The sequence below is a fragment of the Ruegeria sp. AF8 genome (assembly GCF_056541825.1).
Genome location: NZ_JBQFYW010000001.1, coordinates 508,134 through 528,731, shown reverse-complemented (window position 1 = coordinate 528,731; position 20,598 = coordinate 508,134). Strand labels below are relative to the sequence as shown.

The window sequence follows — 20,598 nt, the reverse complement described above, 5'->3', positions numbered from 1 at the left end:
GAATGGCGACCGAACTTCCCGAATATTATTTCCGTGTCCGCGAAAACGGCGCGTTCGTTTTTCGCCTGAACCTGGAAAACCGCCACCAACGGATCGAGATGGACCAGATCGCCGTGGTCAACATCCGCAACGGCGAGATCAAGCCGCACGGCCAGCGCACCCTGACACCCGGGGATATGGCCGAGATCGAAAGCTGGATGGCCGGGCGCAAGGCGCAACTGGCCCTGCGCGACATCGACGATATCCTGCGCACCGTGGATCGTCTGAACCTCACGGCCCACTGGGCGCAATCCAGGGCGACGCCCGAGCAGCTGGACCAGGTCACCGACGCCCTGCTGCTCGCCATGCACGACCTGCGTTCGGTTCTGGTGCGCAAGAAAGCGGATCGGATCAGCAAAGGCTGACGCTCCGTTCTATTTGCCTTGCGGGCGCAATCCGCCCACTCTTCCACGCTGTCAGAGGGGGGGGTCTCCAGATTCCCATGCGTTCGGCCAGACAGACCACCGGAACACGCACCTAGCTGGTCACCTCCGGCGCGCATCTTCTTTCAACGCCCTCGCCGTGGTCCATCAGATATCCGTCCACATCGCCAGCCACATCCGATTTGGGTTCCTCGGTCACGTCCAGACAAAGCGCGATCCCGACGCTGATCTCGGCGATGCGTTCAAAGAAGGCTTCAAGCTGCTCGACCGGTGGCGGTTGATAAATCCGGGTCAGAACGATTACCCGTGGATCAAGAGGATAGCGTGCCGTTAACCCGCAATATTCGAAAGTCGCTGAGTGACTTTCTGCGGAACAGCCAATTGCGTACTGTTTTGATGATGATTTTGGCGTCAAGTACAGGAGCCTGAATCCGTTTTTTGCGGCTGAGTTTACCCTAAATCCTGGCAACCTGAGGTGGTCGGGCACAGGATCAGGGAACTTATAAGCCCCGCCGGGGCCAGTTGGCGACCACAAGAAATCGGATGTTCGGTTCAATTGCTTGATATGAACAACAGTGTTTTTCAGAATGGGTTCGCGGCGCATAAGCTCATCCAGCCAGTCAATACGGTTGAGCGGGATGAATTCGGGGTCCGGACCGATCCGAGGCAACTCTGCTCCCGTAAAGAAGGTTCGTGAACTGAGCTGAATGGTGAAGTCATCTTCCCCTGCCTGCGCGGCAGAGGCCCCCAGCAAAGCAAATACAAGACTACCAAGAATTCGTGCGCGTGTAATCAATTCTGATTTTCCCAAGACTGAGTACGGAAATATTTTGGCACTTTTACCCAACCGCCTATTGCCGGTTGCCGGGTAAACTCGGCGGCTGATCGGGAACCGGGCCCACCTTGCGGATCACCCGGCCCCAGAACCGCGACATCAGCAGCACGCCGGCAAAGGCCAGCCCCACCACCAGTCCCGACCACACACCGATCCCCTCGAAGCCATAGACAAAGCCCAGCAGGTACGAGGCCGGGATGCCGATGGCCCAATAGCTCAGCACCGCCATCACCATCGGCACCGCCGTATCCTGCGCCCCGCGCAACAGGCCCAGCGCCATCACCTGCGCGCCGTCGACCAACTGAAACAGCGCCGCCATCGCCAAGAGGCCGACACCGATGGTCAGGATCTCGGGCCGCACCGGGTCATCGGGTTCCAGAAACAGCGAGATCAGCGGCTCGGCACAGGTCAGAAACAGAACGATCGTGACCAGCGACATCGCCAGCGACATGCCGATCACAACCACCGCGCCGCGCGCCATGCGCTCCCGGTCCTTGCGGCCAAAGGCGTTGCCCGCCCGGATCGTCGCCGCGTTGCTCAGCCCCAGATGAACCATGAAGGTGGCCGAGGTCAGCTGAATGGCGATGCCATGCGCCGCCAGCGGCACCGCGCCCAGCCAGCCCATCATTATCGCCGAGGCCGCGAACAGGCTGACCTCGCTCAGATTGGTCAGCCCGATCGGCACGCCCAACCGGTACACGCGCGCGAACATCTCCCAGTCGGGCCGCCAGAATCGATGGAACAGCTGATGCTTCGGCAACTCGCGCACGGCATAAACGACCACCGCAACCAGCGACACAAGCTGGGTCACGACCGAGGCAATCGCCGCCCCGATGATCCCCAGCTCGGGCGCGCCCCAGTTGCCGAATATCAGGGCATAGTTCGACAGCGCGTTGACCACGGCCGCCGCCACCGTGATCCACAATACGATCTGGGTCCGCTCCAGCGCCGCCAGATAGGATTTGAGCACCATGACCAGCAAGGCGGGCATCAATCCCCAACCGGCGACACGCAGGTAACCCGCGGCCATCCCGGCGACACTTTCTTCCTGCCCCAAAGTCAGCAGGATCGGATATGACCACAACAAAAGCGGCATCGCCAGCACGGTGAAAAGTGTCGACAGCCACAACCCCATGCGCGTGGCCCGGCGGATGCTGGCCTCGTCCTCTTCGGCCGCCGCCGCCGCAACCATCGGCATCACCGCCAAGCCGAAACCGGCGCCCAGCAGGAACAGGACAAAGAAATAGCTGCTTGCCAGCGTTACCGCCGCCAGCTCCTCGACGCCATACCAGCCCAGCATCACGGTATCAGTCAGCCCAATGGCGAATTGCGCGAGATGGCCGCCGATCAGCGGCAGCCCCAGTATCGCAATCGCGCGAACATGGCCTCTGTATGTCATGGGTGAATTCATCCGGTCAGGATTACGTCCGGTCTGCGGTACTTACAAGCGGCAATGAATTCCGTTTCCTCCTCCGCGCCGCCTGCTAAACTGGCCACGAAGGAGGTGTGCCCGATGCCCGACCCTTTCGCCGATCTGATCCCCGAGGCCCGCGCCTTTCTGAGCGAACTGGCCCGTAACAATTCGCGCGACTGGTTCAACGGTAACAAGTCCCGGTTCGAAACCAGCCTGAAAACCCCGGCCACCCTGCTGCTGGAACAGGTCGCCGCGGTCATAGGGCCGGGCACGGGCACCAAGCTTTTCCGTCAGCAACGCGATATCCGGTTCTCGAAGGACAAGACCCCCTATCACATCCACCTGCACATGATGTGGACCCTGCCGGAAAGCCCACCCGCTCCGGGCCTCTTTTTCGGCATCTCTCCCGATTACGTCAGCATCGGCGGTGGCGTCATGGGTTTTGACAAAACCGCCCTCACCTCCTGGCGCCAGGAGGTGGACGGGCCGCGGGGCGATGCCCTGTCGCGGCTGCTGGACAGCTACCGGGCAAAAGGCTTTCGGATCGGCGAACCGGAACTCAGGCGCGTGCCCGCTCCTTTCGACCGCGATCACCCCAACAAGGAGCTGTTGCTGCGCAAATCCCTGACGATCTGGAACGACCTCGCCCCCAAAGCCTTCAACCGCCCCCTCGGCGCCTTGCAGGACACCTTCACGCAGCTCAGCCCCCTGTTCACGGCGCTTCGGGACGCACTCGGATAACAGCGCCAGGGTTACTTGACGCGCGTCTCCGGGTGCATCGCCGCCCCCAGAATGTGATCGGATTTATGGATCACGTGATGCGCCTGCCCGACAATCAGCGGATCGGGTTCACCAACCAGCGCCTGATCCTTGCCGGGATAGTCCAGCGTCGACAGGAAATGCCGCATGCAGTTCAGCCGTGCCCGTTTCTTGTCGTTCGACTTGACGATGGTCCAGGGCGCGTCGGCGGTGTCGGTATAGAAAAACATCGCCTCCTTGGCCTCGGTATAGTCGTCCCACCTGTCCAGGCTCGCCTTGTCGATCGGCGACAGCTTCCACTGTTTCAAAGGATCGGTCTCGCGCGATCTGAACCGGCGCAGCTGTTCGTCGCGGGTCACCGAGAACCAATATTTGTAGAGCCGGATGCCCGAGCGCACCAGCATCCGCTCCAGTTCCGGCGTCTGGCGCATGAATTCCAGGTATTCATTGGGCGTGCAGAACCCCATCACCCGCTCAACCCCCGCGCGGTTGTACCAGGACCGGTCATAGAACACCATTTCACCAACCGTCGGCATGTCCTGAACATAGCGCTGATAATACCACTGCCCCTTCTCCTCCCACGTGGGCTTGTTCAGCGCCACCACGCGGGCCTGCCGCGGGTTCAGATGCTCCATGAAACGCTTGATCGTACCGCCCTTGCCCGCCGCGTCCCGGCCCTCGAACAGCAGCACAAAGCGCTCGCCGGTTTCCTGAGCCCAGTGCTGTACCTTGAGCAATTCGGCCTGCAACTTGGCCTTCTCGGCCTCATAGTCCCGCCGCCCCATCTTCCTGGGATAGGGGTACTCGCCGCTCTCGAAGGCCTGCCGCACCCGCTCCGCACTGGGCTCTGCCGGGCTGGCCGGTACCGGACCCGGCCCATTCGGACGCGCGTTATTCTGTTCGGGCTGGGGTTCTGTCACCATCCGCTCATTCTCCTACTTGTTGTTGCTTTGAACAGTCTAGCATGAATGCCCGATGCCCCGCGTTGATCGGTATCAACACTTCAGGGCAACCAGCCCCGAAAAGCAGTCGCCGCGCAGGCCGAAACCGTCAACCGGAACGGTTCACCCTTCCTTCTGCGTCTTTCCGGTTGCAAAAATCCCGGGGAAACGAGCGGCCGCTCCCTACCGGTGCCCCCAGTCGTCGGGATTATCCGAATTGTTCGGCGACAGGCCCAGAATGTCGCCCTCGGTCGAACATCCCAGCCCCAGCACCGTTCGGTTGGCATATGAGAAATAGGCGCAGACCTGATTGATCTCGAGGATCTCGCCATCCTCCCAGCCCGCCGCGCGCAGGGCGGCGATGTCCCGTTCGGTCAGGTCTGCCGGGGCCTCGGTCAGCTTTTTCGCATATTCCATCGCCGCCACCTGCGCGCTGTCCAGGGGCGCCGCCACCGGATCGCGCGCCTCGATCGCCGCCCGGATCGCCGCGCCCCGGTCCCGATCCCCCAGCAGCCGCTGCAACCCGCTGAAATGATGCTCGACACAATAGCCGCACTGGTTCAGTGAACTGACCCAGACGCCAAGCGTCTCCAGAAACCACTTGGGGATCTTGTTCCCGGTGTGGTGCAGCACGTTCTTGTACAGCGCCATATGGCCTTCCATCGAATGCGGCCGCAGGGAATGCGCCATCATGATGTTGTCCACATTGTTGTCCGGGCCGGTGACGCGGTCATAGAGTTTCTTCAGCTTTCCGGTCGCCTCTTCAAACGGCACTGTCCTGATCCAGCTCATGCGGTTCCCGTCTTTCCTCTCGATTGAATGTCAGGCGCAGCCTAGTAACAATTCGAACCGGTTACGAGGCTAACATTAAGCGATGGCGTACCGGGACGCAGAGGGCGGTGAACCACCGGTTCGAGCCCGAAGCAGGCATTGCAATTTCTCGGCTAACGGATGCTATGGCAGCGGATGACGCAGAACCTTGATGACGTCGTCGCCTCGGCGGGCAAAGCGCCGGTCACGGCGCGTCATGACCTGCCCGTCGAAAGGCGAAAGTATTTCATGGTGCGCTGCTCCCGGTTCCGACAAAACAACGGCAAGACATTGTCCTTCCTTCACCCAGTCGCCGACCTCAACGCCATAAATAAGGGCACCAGGCACCGGCGTCTGGATCAGTTCGGCGGCATCGACATCGCCCACAATGGGTTCTGTGGAAGAAACAGCAGGGAGTTCGTCGTCGACGGCACCAATATCCACGAGATATCGGTAGAGACCGCTGGCGTCTTGTTCTGCAAAGTCGGAGGTTACATCAATCATACCGCGCAACTCGACTGTAGCGGCAAAACGCACATCACCTTCGCATTTCTCAGCCGCCCAACGAGCTCCAACTGCAAGATCGAAAGAGATTGGATCGATACTGGCGTCCGTCAGTATCACAGCGGCTTGCATCGCCCGGGCGAGGCGGCGCCCTTCGTCAAGTTGCGTTTCGGAAACGTACAAATAGATCGGGCCTTCATCGTCGCAGTGCAGATCAAGAACGACATCAGCTTTTTCTGCAATCTCGAGAAGAGTTGCTTTCAATCGATCGGCGGCGGGCTTCCCAGTCAGGTCTTTTGCAGCTTTGGTGGGAAATGACCGGTTGAAGTTGGTCCGGCCATTCAAATCAAAACGTCCCAGCGTTTCTCCGTACACACCTTGGGCCAAACCGATCGGATTGGCGTGGGGCACGATAGTCACAATTCCGACAAGTCGCCCATCACGTTCGGCCTTTTCAAGACGCGGGATCACACGGTGGAGCGCAACCATCCCCGGCATCTCATGTGAATGAAGCGCGGCTTGAATGTAAACTTTTGGACCATTCCCCGTACCTTGAAAGCGAAAAACACGAAATGAGAGTTCTTGGCCCGGTGTGTCCGACTCGAGTGTGACGGTTTCGATCTCCATGGACAGATAGTCTAAACTTAACCGCCTCGTTTCGCTAAACCTTTATCGCGATTGCAACCGACGACGGACAAATGTCCGTTTCGTCCGCATAGCTGGCACCTACGCTCCTCGTCGCCCCTCAAATCCCCACAACACCTCGCGCCCCTCTTCCCCCGGACCACATCACCTGCCATAATGGGGCCAAACCCGATAACAAGAGCAGCCCCCATGCCCGAAGACCTTCTGACGCCCAGCGCCACCTCCACCTATGACGCCTCGTCCATCGAGGTGCTCGAAGGGCTGGAACCGGTCCGCAAACGCCCCGGCATGTATATCGGCGGCACGGACGAACGCGCGCTGCACCACATGGTCGCCGAAATCCTCGACAATTCGATGGACGAAGCGGTGGCGGGTCATGCCAACCGGATCGAGGTGGAACTGCATTCCGACTACGCCCTGACCGTGCGCGACAACGGGCGCGGCATCCCGATCGACCCGCATCCGAAATTCCCCGGCAAATCCGCGCTTGAGGTCATCCTGTGCACCCTGCACGCGGGCGGCAAGTTTTCGGGCAAGGCCTATCAGACCTCGGGTGGTCTGCACGGCGTGGGTGCGTCCGTGGTCAACGCGCTGTCGGACTCCATGGTTGTTCAGGTGGCACGCGACAAACAACTGTTCGAACAGCGGTTCTCACGGGGCGTCCCTTTGGGTCCTGTCGAAAAAATCGGTGCAGCCCCCAACCGGCGCGGCACCACGGTAACCTTCCACGCCGACGAAGAGATCTTTGGCCACCACCGGTTCAAACCCGCGCGTCTGTTCAAATCCATCCGCTCCAAGGCCTACCTGTTCTCGGGCGTCGAAATCCGCTGGAAATCCGCTATCGATGATGGTGAAACCCCGACCGAGGCATCCTTTCACTTCCCCGGCGGGCTGTCCGATTACCTGAAAGAGACGATGAACGGCTCGTCCACCTATGCCGAGCAGCCCTTTGCCGGCACCGTGGATTTCAACGAGAAATTCAGAACCCCCGGCAAGGTCGAATGGGCGATCAACTGGACGCCCTCGCGCGACGGGTTCATCCAGTCCTACTGCAACACCGTCCCCACCCCCGAAGGCGGCACCCACGTCGCGGGGTTCTGGGCCGCGGTCCTCAAGGGGATCAAGGCTTACGGAGAGTTGATCAACAACAAGAAGGCCGCGCAGATCACCCGCGACGACCTGATCACCGGCGGCTGTGCACTGGTATCCTGCTTCATCTCGGAACCGGAATTCGTCGGCCAGACCAAGGACCGCCTTGCCACGGTCGAGGCGCAACGGCTGGTCGAAAACTCCGTCCGCGACCATTTCGACAACTGGCTGGCCGCCGATACGAAATCCGCCGGGGCCATCCTCGACTTCCTGATCCTGCGCGCCGAGGAACGCCTGCGCCGCCGGCAGGAAAAGGAAACGGCCCGCAAATCCGCCACCAAGAAACTGCGCCTGCCCGGCAAGCTGGTGGACTGTTCCGCCACCAGCCGCGACGGCACCGAGCTGTTCATTGTCGAGGGCGACTCGGCCGGCGGCTCGGCCAAGATGGGCCGGGATCGCAAGACACAGGCCCTGCTGCCCCTGCGCGGCAAAATCCTGAACGTGCTGGGCGCGGCCAGTTCCAAGCTGGGCACCAATGCCGAGATCAACGACCTGACACAGGCGCTGGGCGTGGGGCTTGGCACCAAGTTCAACGTCGACGACCTGCGCTATGACAAGATCATCATCATGACCGACGCGGATGTGGACGGGGCGCATATCGCCTCGCTGCTGATGACGTTCTTCTTCACTCAGATGCGCCCGATGATCGACGCAGGCCACCTGTATCTGGCCTGCCCGCCCCTTTACCGCCTGACCCAAGGCGCGAAACGCGTCTATTGCCTGGACGAGGCCGAACGGGACGAGTGGCTGGCCAAAGGTCTGGGCGGCAAGGGCAAGATCGACGTTTCCCGCTTCAAGGGTCTGGGTGAGATGGACGCCAAGGACCTGAAAGAGACCACGATGGACCCGGCCTCCCGCAAACTGATCCGCGTCACCATCGACGAGGACGAACCCGGCGAGACCGGCGATCTGGTCGAGCGCCTGATGGGCAAAAAACCCGAACTGCGGTTCCAGTACATTCAGGAGAACGCGCGGTTTGTGGAGGAGTTGGATGTTTGAGGTAGAACCCCAGAATTTCGGATGCTGACAAAAAACTTACTGTTAGCGGCGTTTGCCACATCATTGGTATTCGCACCCAAAGTGTACGCTGATAACTCGATCGAGCTCTCTTCGCCGAAAATCCAGCGTGTCACTTATGACAAGATCCACTTCCACGGCATCCCGAGCATTAATGATGATGGGCAGATCAAATTTGAATTTTCCATAAAACGTCCCGGTCCTAAGACCGCGTCGTTTCGGTTCTGGGGCATTTCTATCACCCAAACTGATGAACTGCGCCGTCTACTACAAGATCGTGCTCTGAGTTGTTGGCAAATATTTGAAATCGACGGGGTCGGCCTTGTAGATTGCACGGTATCACCGTCACGTGGGGCAGAACAATTACTCGGGGTCTCCGCACCCAATTGGTTGGACGTATTCACTTGGCTCCCAGAACTGGGATTGGCAACTAAACTATGCAATTTCCCTCAGAATCTTCAAGTGACTACCAGGGACCCTGAGGTGGCCTACTTTTGTCGAACCTCAAATGGTCAGGTGTCTGAGCGCAGCAATAACCAAGCAATTCCCATACGGGCGATGCCCTTGGTCCCCGCTCCCTATTAAAAGCAAGCCGTAGGGTGGGTTTCCAACCCACCGGTGCTCCATCGAGCCCCCCCGCAAGCGTAGGATGGGTGCTTGCACCCATCATTCAAAAACCCGCTGACGCAACTATGGGTTGAAAACCCATCCTACCCCATCCAAGAACCCTCGCGCCCGGCCCGAGGGTGGGTGCGGATCGCGCCCGCCGTCAAACTGAAGGTTTGCCTTCGGCAAAACGGGGGCGGGTCGGGCGCGTGCTTGATGCTTCGAATCAAGCATTGGGCGGATAGCGAGGGACGTCCCCACAAGCGGCCTGCAAACACGCCCCTTGCCTAACCCGTTGATCTCGTTCACACTTACCCTCAAACCGTCATTCAAGAACGACATTTGAGGTTCCGAGCGTCCAAGACCCAGTTGGACCAACAGATATTCGAACGGGAGGACGACATGAAAACACTAACCCTCGGACTGGCTCTGGCCATGCTGGCCTCGCAGGCCCCCGCGCAACAGATGCTCACCACCGCATCCCCGATCCCGGACGGGGCCGAGACGCGGTTCTGCTATTACCAAGGCATGGCTTATTCCGAGAATGCCTTTGTCCTGATGGTTGGTGACAACACCGTCACCGAAACCATCAGTACGGTACAGGAACGCCTGCTGCGCTGCCATCGGGAGAGCGACGGCGTCCTGAAATGGAAACCGCAAAGCACCTTCTCGACCAATAAATAAAGCCGAGGGCGGGTGTTCTAGCCCACCTTCTGATCCAGCCAGTCCGCGATCTGTCCTGCCGGCTTCTCCCAGCCGGGTTCCATGAACAGAAAATGCGCGTGATCCTCCACGGGCAGGAAAGTCGCGTGGTCTCCGTACAGGTCGGCCAAGGCGCGGCAGGTGTTGGGGTTCACGGCCCGGTCCTCGGTGCCCGAGACGATCAGAACCGGGCAGTCGACCTTGTCGATATCGACCTTCATCGCGTGCTGGTCGTCGAACATCCAGAAGAACATCTCGAACATCACCCGCCCGCTTTCGGCGCCCAGCCGGTCGAAGACCTCATGCTGCTGCGCCTCGGGCATCCTGTTGAGCGCAAAAGGCGCCATCAGGTCGAACTCCACCCGCATCGGCGCTTTCCAGAACGCCCCGCCCTCCATCAGCGCACGGGGCACCGCGCGTTCGTCGTCGGTTTCCGGCAACGTCCCCCAGGGTGCGTTCGGGTTGATCAGAACGATGGCGCTGGCCAACCCGCGCGCCGCCACCTGCTGCGCCACCACGCCCGCGATGGCATGACCCAGCAGCACCGGCTTGCTGTCCAGCCCCTGCACGAAGGCAGCGATGTCATCGGCGTAATCCATCACGCTGGTATCGGTCAGTCCCGGATCGGGCGCGGCCTTGGGGTCGCCGCCGTGATAGCGCAGCGCTGGCGTGTGCACCGTCCAGCCCCGGTCGCGGAAAAAGCCCGCGTAATCCTCCATGCACCACGGCCCGGCAAAAGCCCCGTGGATCAGAACAATCTCTCTGGTCATGAAGTTCCCTCCCGTCGCAGCCTCCGTCACTATGACCGGCAAACGCCCGATGCGGCAAGCGGCCGCCGCCGGGGCGCCTCGTACAATTCGCACAAGTGCCGCCTGAAAACCCGTACAATTCGGACCGTTCGCGCCCGACCTACATCTTCGTGAGGACAGTTGCGCAAACCCGCGCACCCCGTAAACTTTGCCCCATGACGTTCATTACCGACAACCAACTGCCCCTGCTGATCCTGTTTTTCTTGGTCGGATCGGTCGGCACCGCGTTCCTGTTCCGCAAACCCGCCGGACACAGGGCGTGGAAACTGGCCGATCTGGTCTGGGTCGTGCTCGGCGGTATCGGTGCGTTGGTCGCTGTTCTGGCCGGGCTTTATACTTCCGACAGCTCGCGCCTCGACCGGCAGATCGATGTCGCCTATGCCGCCACGCAAGCCTTTGACCGCGACGCCGCGCGGTTCCGGCTGCGGTTCTGCGACCCGGCCTATGACGTTGATATTGCGGCATTATGTGACAAAGTCGAGTTCCTGTCGGCCTCAACCGCCAGCAATGCCGACCTGCCGCTGTTCATCGAAGTCACCAACGAGGTCGCCCCCCTTCAGGGGCTGCATTTCCTGTTCGGAGGCAAGGCCCGGGACGAGATGGAAGAGGTGCACGAGATGGTGGCGCAGGCCGATGCCTTTGACATCGACCAGTTCCTCGTCTTCACCACGCTGGACGAACCCACCCAAGTGGCCATCGACAATCTGCGCCGAAAAGTCCCTGCAATTGCAGGAGATTACGTGATTCTGGCGCAAAGCTATGACGATCTGATCGAACAGGTCGGCAAGCTGCGCGACGAGTGGAAATACCTGCAGGACAACGCCCATATCCTGATCCTGCAGATCATCGCGCTGTGCCTTGTCAGCTTTGCAGCGCCCTTCCGGCTGGGCAAATCGCTGGTCGAACTGCGCCGCAGCCTCAGCGGCGATAGCCCCGCGCCAGCCGTTCAGGATCCGCACCCAGACAATAGCGGATAAAGGTCCAGAGGTTGCGCGTACCCCGCCGCAGCCATCCCGCGCGCTGGTATCCGTCGGCGCTGGTCAGGGCCCGAACCGGCAGCAGCGCAACGCGGGGCAAAGCGCGAACCAGTGCCACGTCCTCCATCAACGGCTGATCGGGAAACCCGCCCGCTGTTTCGTAGTCCCTGCGCAGAACCAACAGGCCCTGATCGCCATATGGCAACCCGAAAACCCGGCTGCGCAGATTGGCCCACCCTGCCACCCAGACCGCCCCTAACCCTTTGGCACGGAACGACAAACGAAACGCTGCGGGTGCCTTTTTCGACTGCATATGCGCCGCCACGGCCTCGCTCCAGCCCGGTTGCAGAGCTGTATCCGCATGGAGCACCAACAGCCATTCGCCCTGCGCCCTTTCGCAGCCGCGACGCAACTGGCCGCCGCGCGAGGGCGGGCCGGTTACAACCACGGCTCCGGCCTCTTCGGCAATCTGCAGCGTGGCGTCCCCGGAACCTCCGTCACTGATGATCAGTTCGCGGATCAACCCGGCCTGCAGCCCTTCGAACAGGGCCTCCAGCGAAGCCTGCAGGTCACTGCCCGCGTTCAGGGTTGGGATCACGATGCTGATCGGGGCGGGCACGTCGGTCACCTCTGGTCTTGGTCACGGGTTCTCCTATATCAACGACCCAGACAAATGACGAGGACCCGCATCATGCCCACCCGCCGCATTCTGCGCCTGACCGGAACGGATACCGAGCCGTTTTTGCAGGGGCTGATCACCAATGATATCGCGCGGCTGAAAGACGGGCTGGTCTATGCCGCCCTGCTGACACCGCAGGGCAAGTATCTGGCGGATTTCTTTCTGGCCCGGGACAGCGACGGCATTCTGTTGGATGTGAGCGAGGAATTGGCGGATGGCTTGATCAAGCGGCTGAGCATGTACAAGCTGCGCGCCGACGTGACGATCTCCGACAGCGGCCTGCACCTGCAACGCGGCACCGGAGCGCGGCCCGATAGCGCGCTGGCGGACCCCCGCCACCCGGATATGGGCTGGCGCGCGTATACAGACGCGCCGGAAAGCGACGACGGTACCGATTGGGATGCAATCCGCGTGGCCCATTGCATTCCCGAAACCGGCATAGAACTGACGCCTGACAGCTATATCCTCGAGGCGCGATTCGAAGCCCTGAACGGTCTCGACTTCAAAAAAGGCTGCTATGTCGGCCAGGAAGTCACCGCGCGCATGAAGCACAAGACCGAATTGCGCAAGGGGCTGAAGATCGTTGAAATCGATGGCGAAGCCCCGGTCGGATCAGAAATCACCGCAGCGGGAAAACCAGTCGGCACCCTCCATACCCGGTCCGGCAACCGGGCCATCGCCTATCTCCGGCTGGACCGCGCAAAAGGAGAGATGCGGGCCGGGTCCGCGCCCGTCCGCCTGCCCGGATAGCCACCGTGCTGGGGCCAGAGGAAAAACACGGTTTGAACTCTGCCCCCTCCCGCGCCAAACTCCATTCACCATCCGGACGGGGGGGGCAAATATGTTTCAACTCTATTCTGCCATCTGGCGCGTCAGTTCCGGCCGTCAGATCGTTCTGATTGTCCTGTCCATCGCGATTGCCGCACTGGCGGCGGTGCCGCTGGAGTTCCAGCGGGACATCATCAACCATCTGACCTCGGGCAATATCGACAAGGACGAGCTTCTCCTGCTTGGGACCGGAATGATGGGCGTCATATTGCTGAGCCTCGTTCTGAAATGGTTGTTGGGATTCCGCTCGGGCATTCTGGGTGAGGACATCATCCGTCTGATCCGCCACAGGCTGCTTGGACGCGCGGCGGACGCGGAAGAACAGGAACAACCCGTGCGCAGGGGTACACTGGCGACGGCAATCTCGGCCGAAGCCGAAGAACTGGGCAAGTTCGCCGGGGGCGCGTTTTCCGACCCGGTCGTGCAATTCGGAACGTTGATCAGCGTTATCGGCTATATTTCATCCACCCAACCCGGATTGGGCCTGATCGCCCTGTCGATGATCGTTCCGCAGGTCGTGATCGTTCTGATCTCGCAGCGCAAGGTCAATGTCTTTGTCGCCGAGCGCGTCCGCATCCTGCGTGCCGCGACCGATCACGTGACCACACAGGATATCGAGGATGCGGTCCGGGCCGTAAACGATCGCTTTGACGCGATCTATGAAACCCGCCGCAAAATGTTCCTGTGGAAACTGTCCGCCAAGTTCCTGCTCAGCGTAATCAACGGGGCCGGTACGGTGGGGGTTCTGATGTTGGGGGGATGGCTGGTGCTGAATGGCAGGACTGATGTCGGCACTGTCGTCGCCGCCACCACAGGCCTGACCCGTATCCAGGGTCCGACCGCATTTCTGATCGCCTTCTACCGCCAGGTCAGCGCCAACCGGATCAAATACGAACTGATTCTCGAAATATTCGGGGATCAGCCGGGACGCCGATGACAAAATGCCCGCTCTTTTCACCAAAAAGAGCGGGCATTACGGTTTCCCGGATCGGGTGACGCGACGTCAAGCGCGCTCGGAATAATCCATGGTCTCGGTATTCACGACGATCATTTCGTCCTGCGCGATGAACGGCGGCACCATGACCTTGACGCCATTGTCGAGGATCGCGGGCTTGAACGAATTCGCTGCCGTCTGTCCTTTGACCACCGGTTCAGTTTCCACAACCTGGCACGTGACTTTCTGCGGCAGGGTGGCGTTCAGCGCTTCGCTTTCATAGAATTCCACGACGATGGTCATGCCATCCTGCAGGAACGGACGGCGCTCGCCCAGCAAATCCGCAGGCAGTTCGATCTGTTCATAAGTTTCGGCATCCATGAACACCAGCATCCCGTCGTTTTCATACAGAAATTGCTGATCTTTCTGCTCCAGCCGGACGCGCTCGACCTTGTCTGCCGACCGAAAGCGTTCATTCAGTTTCGAGCCGTTGCGCAGGTTGCGCAGTTCGACCTGGGCAAAGGCGCCACCCTTGCCGGGCTTCACATGATCCACCTTGACCGCGGCCCACAGCCCGTCGTTGTGCTCCAGAACGTTGCCGGGGCGGATTTCGTTCCCATTGATCTTGGGCATGACATTATTCCTTCACACATGGTTGATGCGCCGTTCGGCGACCCTATATCTGGCGGGACCGGACCTGGCAAGACAACGAAACCTAGTGCTGCAGTTGCAGCGAGCCATGCAGTTTACGCAACGCAACTATGCATTTTAGGTGTATCCGAATCACGCGTCATCGGTCATAAGGAACGCCACGCCGAAAATTGCAAGAGCAAGAACAACAAGGAAGACGAGATGAGAGATTTCGTTGACGGCACCGCCTTTAACAACGAGCAGGGCAACCGCGCTCGTAAGCTGTTTGCGGCCGTTGTACTGGCTGCGCTGGATGATGCCATCGCTGACGACAAGAAATACGGTAACGGCCCGGAACAGATCGCCCGTTGGGCCCGTTCGCGTGATGGGCGCGAAGTGCTGACCTGTGCCGGAATCGACCCGAACGAGCGCGTCGTGAACGGCCTGATGGAATTCGTGGGCCGCGGTATCCGTACCTCGGTGGCCCTGTCGCGCGAGGAAAGTGAGCGCCGTAACGCCGCATTGCAAGCGGAAGCGGCTTAAACTCGCCTTCGCCCCCTAAAAAACGCGCCGGTTTGACGGCGCGTTTTTTAATGCCCGGATCCTTGGCCCCGCAGTCAGGAATGTCGGTTTTGCCGTCAATTGCGTGCCGTCCAGGTCTTTTCCTTGACCGCGAATTCGGGTCATGTGCTGGCGTCAGCAGGAGGCACCCCATGGTTCGAGCCATCATGATTCAAGGCACCGGCAGCAATGTCGGCAAGTCGATGCTCGTGGCCGGGTTGGCGCGTGCCTATGCGCGGCGCGGCCTCAGGGTTGCGCCGTTCAAGCCGCAGAACATGTCCAACAATGCCGCTGTCACGGAAAACGGCGGCGAAATCGGGCGTGCGCAGGCGTTGCAGGCGCGCGCGGCCGGGCGCGCCGCGCATACGGATATGAACCCGATCCTGCTGAAGCCCGAAACCGATACCGGGGCGCAGATCATCGTTCAGGGCAAACGCGCTGGCACGATGAGGGCGGGCGACTATCGCAAGGACAAATCCAAACTTCTCGGCGCCGCACTGGAAAGCTTCGACCGGCTGTGTTCGAATGCCGATCTGGTGTTGATCGAAGGTGCGGGCAGTCCGGCGGAAACCAACCTGCGCAAGGGCGACATCGCCAATATGGGGTTCGCCTGCGCCGCCGGAGTGCCGGTGGTGCTGGTGGGCGACATCCATCGCGGCGGCGTCATCGCGCAGCTTGTCGGCACCCGGGCGGTGCTGGAACCCCAAGACTTGTCGATGATCCGGGGCTTTGCGGTCAACCGCTTCAAGGGCGATGTGACACTGTTCGACGAAGGCCGCGAGGACATCGCGCAACGGACCGGCTGGCCCTGCCTTGGAGTTGTTCCATGGTTCAATGACGCCTGGAGACTGCCCGCCGAGGACATGATGGATATCCGCTCTCATACCGGCGGTGCCTGCAAGGTGGTGGTGCCGCAACTGGAGCGGATGGCGAATTTCGATGACCTCGACCCGTTGTCGGCGGAACCAGAGGTCAGCGTCGAAATCATCCCCGCCGGACGCCCCTTGCCGGGCGATGCGGATCTGGTGTTGCTGCCGGGCAGCAAGTCGACCATTGGCGATCTGGCCTATTTCCGGGCGCAGGGATGGGACATCGACCTTTACGCGCATGTGCGGCGCGGCGGGCATGTTTTGGGCCTGTGCGGCGGCTATCAGATGCTGGGCAAAAGCATCGACGACCCCGACGGCATCGAAGGGTTCAGCGGCCGGGTCGAGGGGCTTGGCCTGCTGGATGTCCACACCTTGATGGTAGGTGACAAGCGGGTGACCCTGACCGACGCCGTGGCGTTGCCGAACCGTGAACCCGTCAATGGATACGAAATTCACATAGGGCGGACCGAAGGCCCGGACTGCGCGCGCGCGTGGCTGGAGATCAATGGCCGCCCCGAAGGCGCCGCCAGCCGGGACGGGCGCATTCGCGGCAGCTATCTACACGGGGTGTTTTCATCCGACCCGTTCCGCGCCAGCTTTCTGGCCGGGCTGGGGGTTCGGTCGCTGGGGGGGTACGAAGACGGTGTCGACGAAACCCTCGACGCTCTCGCCGATCATCTGGAGCAGCACATGGACCTCGACCAGTTGCTAAAACTGGCCGAAAAACCCGGGCGCCATTAAAAGAAATCAGTCCAGATCCTGAGCATCCAACGCGCGGTGGATTTCCCGGCGCACCAGCTTGCGCACATTGCGGGTGATCCGCTCGCCAAGCGCGCCCTGTAGCTCTTCGCGGACGATATCCGAGACAAGCTGCCGAAGCGCCTCCTCGTCGATCACCGCCTCGACCGCCCCGGCGAACTCAAAATCAAGCATGTCATCGTCATCGAAGTTACCGCCAGGTTCGCGATCCGTGCCCCTGTTCGCGGGACGACTCTCTTCTGTCACCTGCTCACTCTCCAGAACATACGGTGCCGGCTCTGCCTTTTCCGTGGCTTTTTCTGCGACACTCGCACCATCGTCTGTGTGTTGGGATGGCCGGTCTTCTTCGTGCCATTCCATCGCCCCGATCCGTGTACCGGCATAGGCGTCGGTGCTGTCCCCATCCGGTTCCCACTGATCTTCTGTCTGAGCGATCGCCGCCTCCAAGGCTTCGATCTTGGCACTCAGGCTGATTGCCGGTTCCACCCGAATCACGCCGCGATCGACAACCTGTTTCTTGACCGCTTTCGTTTCCGCCGCCATGGCGAACGATGGTTCGACCTGTGCATGGGCTTCAAAGGTCTGATGAGCCGAAACGCCGGCAACCGTTTCATTGGCCGGTTCGTTTCTGTCGTGCCTGGCCGAATCCGCGACCTGTTGCGCGCGCCCCAGGACCAGGGGGGTGCGGGCCGCCCCTCTGCGACCTTCAGGCATATCGGCAATCCGCAGCGCCGGCGTCAGCAATAGCCGACCCGGTTTTCTGCGCACATTTTGGGTGGGCATATCCTGTTCCCCGTCCTGTTCGCGAACCAGACGACGAACTGACGACAGAACGTCCTCAGATTCGGCTTTTTTGACGGGATCCGACATTCTCTGACAATACTCCTACCCTATGGGTTGAGTTTAGCGAAACTCCGGCCGAACCACAACGGACGACAACCACGCCTATTTTCTTCCCAGCGCATTCAGAACGCGCTCAAGGTCCCGGCTTTGCTTGCTGACCTGCGCCGGAGCATTCTTGACAAGGTTGTAATATAGCGTCGGATCATAGATCTGAACGGCCAACCCAAGGTGCTCAGCCGTCAGCAGACCCTGCGCCTGCAACAGCTGATAGGCGGCCAATGCCCTTTCAATACGCGATTCAACCTGTGTCAGCTGCGCATCCAGAAGATCCTGTTCGGCGGTCAGAACATCCAGCGTGGTACGCGCGCCAAGCGTGGCTTCTTCGCGAATACCGTCAAATGCGACCTGCGAAGCGCGCACACTTTCGGTCGATGCGGTCAGGCTGGCCCCCGCGGTCTGGAACCGGGCAAAGGCTTCGCTGACATCCTGCGTCACATCCTTCTGAACGTTTAGCAGATTTGCACGCGAAGCATCACGCTGCGCCATCGCCCTGCGAACCGTAGCGGCGAGGCGGCCGCCGGCATAGATGTTCTGCGTGAACCGAAGACTTACCCGGGCGTCGTTTCTGTAATCATCGTCGCCGTAGTTTTCAGTGATACCTGCCTCAGCCAGCAAATCCACCGACGGTCCCAATCCCGCCCTTTGCTGCTGAACAAAAAGATCAAAAGAACGAACCTGGTGCTGGGCGGACAATATCGAAGGATGATTTCGCGCGGCGAGGTCGGTTGCGCTGCCGACCGAGCGGGGGATTTTCGGAAGCGGAGGCTGACCGGCCGTGCGGCCCGGATCCCTACCAACCACATTGACATATTGCGCCCGTGCCGTGGACAGGTTGCCCTGAGCATCGGCAAGAAAGGCCCGTGCGCTCGCCAGTCGCGACTCGGACAGGGCGACGTCGGTTCGCGTCACCTCTCCGACTTCGAACCGATCCTGCGACGCGCGAAGCTCTTCGCCAAGCAGTTGCACGTTATTCTGCCGGATCTCAACCGTTTCCTCAAACAGCAAAACCTGCAGATACGCCACCACGGCGCTGAACAGAACCTGCTGTTCAATATCCAAAAGACCCTGCCGCGTCGCGAGAACGGTTTCCTGAGCCGACTGTTTGCTCAGAACCGAAGCGCCACCATCGTAAATCAGTTGATTGAGAGTGAGGCCGGTGAAGAAGTCTGCCTGATCTCCACTGGTGACCACGTTCCCGGTTCGGGCCCGGCTGTAGTCTTCGGTGATGCGCGCGGTCCAGTCGATGATCGGACGCAGCGCCGAAAGCGCAATGGCCACATCTTCGTCGGCGGCGCGCAACAACGCGCGGTTCTGCTCCAGCAGACCGCTGGTGTTGTACGCACCGATCATTGCATCGGTAAGATTGTCTGCGAATCCGACCCGTGGCGAAATTGCCATCCACGAAACGCCGACCGTCAGAACAAGCGCTTTCGCAAGCTTGCGCCCTGTCGCTCTGTGCATTTTATGCCCCTTGTTTGTATGTCAGCCTTGCCTCCACGCTAGTTTGGGCATGATTCCACATAGTTGCAAGAAGGAGCTGAAATCAAATTTCGGGACTATAGCACAAATGCCAGTTCTTTTTCGAACCCCAAAAGCACCGGCGCGCCGGCATTGAAGGCATTCCGCCAATTGACCCGGCCATTCGCCTTGTGCCCAACCCGTACGGTTCCCAGATTGCCGTCCATGAACACGCAGGCAATGCGACCGTGATCCTTTAGCTGATCCAGCAGCGCCTGCGGAACCTCTTCGACACCGCCCTGCACCATGATCACATCGTAGGGTCCATGTTCCGCGGCCCCCTCGGTCAACGGACCCTGATGCACGATCGCGTTGTCGGCACCGGCCTGGACCAACTGCGATTGCGCCTCTTCGGCCAGCCCCTCTTCTTCGACTGCGACGACCAGCTGTGCCATGCAAGCCGCCACCGCCGTCGAGTATCCCAGTCCCGGGGCAATATCGAGAACGACTTCATCCTTCGAGATATTGAGGAAGTCCAGCATCTTCGCCAGGGTGCGCGGCTCCGGCATGTACCGCCCGCCTCCCAGATCGACCAGATCGCCCGCATAAGCCGCTTCGCGCTGCGCATCGGGCACGAATTTTTCCCGCTCGACCCTCAACATCGCATCTATAATGGGAAACTTGGTGACATCCGAGGGCCGGATCTGAGTGTCAACCATGGTGCGGCGGCGGTCTGCGAAATTCGTCATCTCGTTGCTCGTGATTTCCTTTGGCTTTCCGGCTTTTGCCATATCCCGCAGGTTCCGGCAATGTCCGTTTGGACGTATTTGTTCCTTATCCGCAATTTACCGGCTTCGAGCCGTGACAGATAAATTCCCGCTCAACCGCAACTTTCGGCTCCCGCCCTACTGGACGTCCGCGACGAAAGCTGGTAGAACGCCCATCACACCACAGCAAGTGCTTGAAAACACTTACAAAGGCGAGTTGGCGGAGTGGTGACGCAGCGGATTGCAAATCCGTGTACACCGGTTCGATTCCGGTACTCGCCTCCATCCCATCCAGCTTTCGAAATCGAATTGCATTCCGTTTGGCAGTTCGGGCTCTTGCATACCGGGACTGTGGCGATGCCCGGCAAGTTATTCGTCATCAATCAGAATGGACCATTCAAATCAGACCGACCGCACCGCACGGTAGAGCACTTGCCGCCCACCGGTTCGGCACTTTTTTTTCCGATGAATGCGTTTTTCCTCTTGCAGCTTGCCGCCAGAATTTATACTTCACGCCTCACTCAAAGGGGCGGGCGTAGCTCAGGGGTAGAGCATTACCTTGCCAAGGTAAGGGTCGTGAGTTCGAATCTCATCGCCCGCTCCAACGAGGAACCGAATGT

The 20,598-nt window shown here is 60.3% G+C and carries 21 protein-coding genes and 2 tRNA genes; 12 read left to right on the top strand and 11 right to left on the bottom strand.

Annotated elements, in window-relative coordinates; translation table 11 throughout:
* Nucleotides 1-2 precede the first annotated feature (2 nt).
* The gene (locus ACR0AO_RS02680) at nt 3-404 is read left to right on the top strand and encodes a hypothetical protein (RefSeq protein ID WP_480599602.1); all 402 of its coding nucleotides are present in this window, start codon (nt 3-5) and stop codon (nt 402-404) included.
* 112 nt (nt 405-516) lie between these two features.
* Here ACR0AO_RS02680 and ACR0AO_RS02675 read toward each other — a convergent pair whose 3' ends face one another.
* Nucleotides 517-1,218, bottom strand: a complete 702-nt coding sequence (locus ACR0AO_RS02675) for a hypothetical protein (protein ID WP_480599600.1) — start codon at nt 1,216-1,218, stop codon at nt 517-519.
* A gap of 55 nt (nt 1,219-1,273) precedes the next feature.
* On the bottom strand, nt 1,274-2,656 hold the full coding sequence (locus tag ACR0AO_RS02670) for an MATE family efflux transporter (RefSeq protein WP_480599598.1): 1,383 nt from the start codon (nt 2,654-2,656) through the stop codon (nt 1,274-1,276).
* Nucleotides 2,657-2,770: 114 nt separating this feature from the next.
* Between ACR0AO_RS02670 and ACR0AO_RS02665 the strand changes: the two genes are divergently transcribed.
* Complete coding sequence (locus ACR0AO_RS02665) at nt 2,771-3,412, top strand: TIGR02453 family protein (RefSeq protein ID WP_480599596.1); 642 nt, start codon at nt 2,771-2,773, stop codon at nt 3,410-3,412.
* Nucleotides 3,413-3,423: 11 nt separating this feature from the next.
* On the opposite strand, the gene ppk2 is transcribed toward ACR0AO_RS02665, so the two are convergent.
* From ppk2 to ACR0AO_RS02650, 3 genes are all read right to left on the bottom strand, one after another.
* A complete protein-coding gene (gene ppk2 / locus ACR0AO_RS02660; protein ID WP_480599594.1) occupies nt 3,424-4,353 on the bottom strand; it encodes a polyphosphate kinase 2 in 930 nt (309 codons plus the stop codon).
* Nucleotides 4,354-4,554: 201 nt separating this feature from the next.
* A complete protein-coding gene (locus tag ACR0AO_RS02655; protein WP_480599592.1) occupies nt 4,555-5,163 on the bottom strand; it encodes a carboxymuconolactone decarboxylase family protein in 609 nt (202 codons plus the stop codon).
* Nucleotides 5,164-5,325: 162 nt separating this feature from the next.
* Nucleotides 5,326-6,312 carry a hypothetical protein gene (locus ACR0AO_RS02650; protein WP_480599590.1) on the bottom strand — a complete coding sequence of 329 codons (987 nt, stop codon included), beginning with the start codon at nt 6,310-6,312 and terminating at the stop codon, nt 5,326-5,328.
* A gap of 207 nt (nt 6,313-6,519) precedes the next feature.
* Here ACR0AO_RS02650 and parE point away from each other — a divergent pair, with 207 nt between their 5' ends.
* The 3 genes from parE to ACR0AO_RS02635 all read left to right on the top strand — a co-directional run bounded on the left by parE (nt 6,520) and on the right by ACR0AO_RS02635 (nt 9,786).
* Complete coding sequence (parE, locus tag ACR0AO_RS02645) at nt 6,520-8,478, top strand: DNA topoisomerase IV subunit B (protein ID WP_480599588.1); 1,959 nt, start codon at nt 6,520-6,522, stop codon at nt 8,476-8,478.
* Between the two features lie 21 nt (nt 8,479-8,499).
* Nucleotides 8,500-9,081 (top strand): hypothetical protein, encoded by a 582-nt coding sequence (locus ACR0AO_RS02640; RefSeq protein WP_480599586.1) that lies wholly within the window; start codon nt 8,500-8,502, stop codon nt 9,079-9,081.
* Nucleotides 9,082-9,504: 423 nt separating this feature from the next.
* On the top strand, nt 9,505-9,786 hold the full coding sequence (locus ACR0AO_RS02635; protein ID WP_480599585.1) for a DUF1496 domain-containing protein: 282 nt from the start codon (nt 9,505-9,507) through the stop codon (nt 9,784-9,786).
* Nucleotides 9,787-9,803: 17 nt separating this feature from the next.
* Here the strand turns inward: ACR0AO_RS02635 and ACR0AO_RS02630 are convergent, their stop codons facing one another.
* Nucleotides 9,804-10,574, bottom strand: a complete 771-nt coding sequence (locus tag ACR0AO_RS02630; RefSeq protein ID WP_480599583.1) for an alpha/beta hydrolase — start codon at nt 10,572-10,574, stop codon at nt 9,804-9,806.
* A gap of 194 nt (nt 10,575-10,768) precedes the next feature.
* On the opposite strand from ACR0AO_RS02630, the gene ACR0AO_RS02625 reads away from it, so the two are divergent.
* Complete coding sequence (locus ACR0AO_RS02625) at nt 10,769-11,590, top strand: hypothetical protein (RefSeq protein ID WP_480599581.1); 822 nt, start codon at nt 10,769-10,771, stop codon at nt 11,588-11,590.
* On the opposite strand, the gene ACR0AO_RS02620 is transcribed toward ACR0AO_RS02625, so the two are convergent.
* Nucleotides 11,532-12,209 carry a TIGR04283 family arsenosugar biosynthesis glycosyltransferase gene (locus ACR0AO_RS02620; protein WP_480599579.1) on the bottom strand — a complete coding sequence of 226 codons (678 nt, stop codon included), beginning with the start codon at nt 12,207-12,209 and terminating at the stop codon, nt 11,532-11,534. The two genes, ACR0AO_RS02625 and ACR0AO_RS02620, sit on opposite strands and share 59 nt — an antisense overlap.
* A 72-nt stretch (nt 12,210-12,281) precedes the next feature.
* Between ACR0AO_RS02620 and ygfZ the strand changes: the two genes are divergently transcribed.
* The gene (ygfZ, locus tag ACR0AO_RS02615; protein WP_480599576.1) at nt 12,282-13,019 is read left to right on the top strand and encodes a CAF17-like 4Fe-4S cluster assembly/insertion protein YgfZ; all 738 of its coding nucleotides are present in this window, start codon (nt 12,282-12,284) and stop codon (nt 13,017-13,019) included.
* A 91-nt stretch (nt 13,020-13,110) separates the two neighbouring features.
* On the top strand, nt 13,111-14,034 hold the full coding sequence (locus ACR0AO_RS02610; RefSeq protein WP_480599574.1) for an ABC transporter transmembrane domain-containing protein: 924 nt from the start codon (nt 13,111-13,113) through the stop codon (nt 14,032-14,034).
* 66 nt (nt 14,035-14,100) lie between these two features.
* Here the strand turns inward: ACR0AO_RS02610 and efp are convergent, their stop codons facing one another.
* Entirely contained in the window at nt 14,101-14,664 is a 564-nt protein-coding gene (gene efp / locus ACR0AO_RS02605; protein ID WP_480599572.1) for an elongation factor P, read from the bottom strand.
* A gap of 219 nt (nt 14,665-14,883) precedes the next feature.
* Between efp and ACR0AO_RS02600 the strand changes: the two genes are divergently transcribed.
* Together ACR0AO_RS02600 and ACR0AO_RS02595 are read left to right on the top strand one after the other, a co-directional pair.
* Entirely contained in the window at nt 14,884-15,204 is a 321-nt protein-coding gene (locus tag ACR0AO_RS02600; protein ID WP_480599570.1) for a DUF6280 family protein, read from the top strand.
* A gap of 170 nt (nt 15,205-15,374) precedes the next feature.
* Entirely contained in the window at nt 15,375-16,832 is a 1,458-nt protein-coding gene (locus ACR0AO_RS02595) for a cobyric acid synthase (protein WP_480599568.1), read from the top strand.
* A gap of 6 nt (nt 16,833-16,838) precedes the next feature.
* On the opposite strand, the gene ACR0AO_RS02590 is transcribed toward ACR0AO_RS02595, so the two are convergent.
* The 3 genes from ACR0AO_RS02590 to ACR0AO_RS02580 all read right to left on the bottom strand — a co-directional run bounded on the left by ACR0AO_RS02590 (nt 16,839) and on the right by ACR0AO_RS02580 (nt 19,960).
* A complete protein-coding gene (locus tag ACR0AO_RS02590) occupies nt 16,839-17,720 on the bottom strand; it encodes a hypothetical protein (RefSeq protein ID WP_480599566.1) in 882 nt (293 codons plus the stop codon).
* A 75-nt stretch (nt 17,721-17,795) separates the two neighbouring features.
* The gene (locus tag ACR0AO_RS02585) at nt 17,796-19,214 is read right to left on the bottom strand and encodes a TolC family outer membrane protein (RefSeq protein WP_480599564.1); all 1,419 of its coding nucleotides are present in this window, start codon (nt 19,212-19,214) and stop codon (nt 17,796-17,798) included.
* 95 nt (nt 19,215-19,309) lie between these two features.
* The gene (locus ACR0AO_RS02580; RefSeq protein WP_480599562.1) at nt 19,310-19,960 is read right to left on the bottom strand and encodes a protein-L-isoaspartate O-methyltransferase family protein; all 651 of its coding nucleotides are present in this window, start codon (nt 19,958-19,960) and stop codon (nt 19,310-19,312) included.
* A gap of 229 nt (nt 19,961-20,189) precedes the next feature.
* On the opposite strand from ACR0AO_RS02580, the gene ACR0AO_RS02575 reads away from it, so the two are divergent.
* Nucleotides 20,190-20,263: transfer RNA gene (locus ACR0AO_RS02575), tRNA-Cys, on the top strand.
* Between the two features lie 244 nt (nt 20,264-20,507).
* A tRNA-Gly gene (locus ACR0AO_RS02570) sits at nt 20,508-20,582 on the top strand.
* The last annotated feature ends 16 nt before the right edge of the window (nt 20,583-20,598 follow it).

Bases quoted from the DNA above. Each gene is read 5' to 3' on its own strand.
- ACR0AO_RS02680 (WP_480599602.1), top strand. From the start codon at position 3: ATGGCGACCGAACTTCCCGAATATTATTTCCGTGTCCGCGAAAACGGC.
- parE (WP_480599588.1), top strand. From the start codon at position 6,520: ATGCCCGAAGACCTTCTGACGCCCAGCGCCACCTCCACCTATGACGCC.
- ACR0AO_RS02585 (WP_480599564.1), bottom strand. From the start codon at position 19,214: ATGCACAGAGCGACAGGGCGCAAGCTTGCGAAAGCGCTTGTTCTGACG.
- ppk2 (WP_480599594.1), bottom strand. From the start codon at position 4,353: ATGGTGACAGAACCCCAGCCCGAACAGAATAACGCGCGTCCGAATGGG.
- ACR0AO_RS02655 (WP_480599592.1), bottom strand. From the start codon at position 5,163: ATGAGCTGGATCAGGACAGTGCCGTTTGAAGAGGCGACCGGAAAGCTG.
- ACR0AO_RS02610 (WP_480599574.1), top strand. From the start codon at position 13,111: ATGTTTCAACTCTATTCTGCCATCTGGCGCGTCAGTTCCGGCCGTCAG.
- efp (WP_480599572.1), bottom strand. From the start codon at position 14,664: ATGCCCAAGATCAATGGGAACGAAATCCGCCCCGGCAACGTTCTGGAG.
- ACR0AO_RS02600 (WP_480599570.1), top strand. From the start codon at position 14,884: ATGAGAGATTTCGTTGACGGCACCGCCTTTAACAACGAGCAGGGCAAC.
- ACR0AO_RS02665 (WP_480599596.1), top strand. From the start codon at position 2,771: ATGCCCGACCCTTTCGCCGATCTGATCCCCGAGGCCCGCGCCTTTCTG.
- ACR0AO_RS02635 (WP_480599585.1), top strand. From the start codon at position 9,505: ATGAAAACACTAACCCTCGGACTGGCTCTGGCCATGCTGGCCTCGCAG.
- ACR0AO_RS02625 (WP_480599581.1), top strand. From the start codon at position 10,769: ATGACGTTCATTACCGACAACCAACTGCCCCTGCTGATCCTGTTTTTC.
- ACR0AO_RS02590 (WP_480599566.1), bottom strand. From the start codon at position 17,720: ATGTCGGATCCCGTCAAAAAAGCCGAATCTGAGGACGTTCTGTCGTCA.
- ygfZ (WP_480599576.1), top strand. From the start codon at position 12,282: ATGCCCACCCGCCGCATTCTGCGCCTGACCGGAACGGATACCGAGCCG.
- ACR0AO_RS02650 (WP_480599590.1), bottom strand. From the start codon at position 6,312: ATGGAGATCGAAACCGTCACACTCGAGTCGGACACACCGGGCCAAGAA.
- ACR0AO_RS02670 (WP_480599598.1), bottom strand. From the start codon at position 2,656: ATGACATACAGAGGCCATGTTCGCGCGATTGCGATACTGGGGCTGCCG.
- ACR0AO_RS02580 (WP_480599562.1), bottom strand. From the start codon at position 19,960: ATGACGAATTTCGCAGACCGCCGCCGCACCATGGTTGACACTCAGATC.
- ACR0AO_RS02640 (WP_480599586.1), top strand. From the start codon at position 8,500: ATGCTGACAAAAAACTTACTGTTAGCGGCGTTTGCCACATCATTGGTA.
- ACR0AO_RS02630 (WP_480599583.1), bottom strand. From the start codon at position 10,574: ATGACCAGAGAGATTGTTCTGATCCACGGGGCTTTTGCCGGGCCGTGG.
- ACR0AO_RS02595 (WP_480599568.1), top strand. From the start codon at position 15,375: ATGGTTCGAGCCATCATGATTCAAGGCACCGGCAGCAATGTCGGCAAG.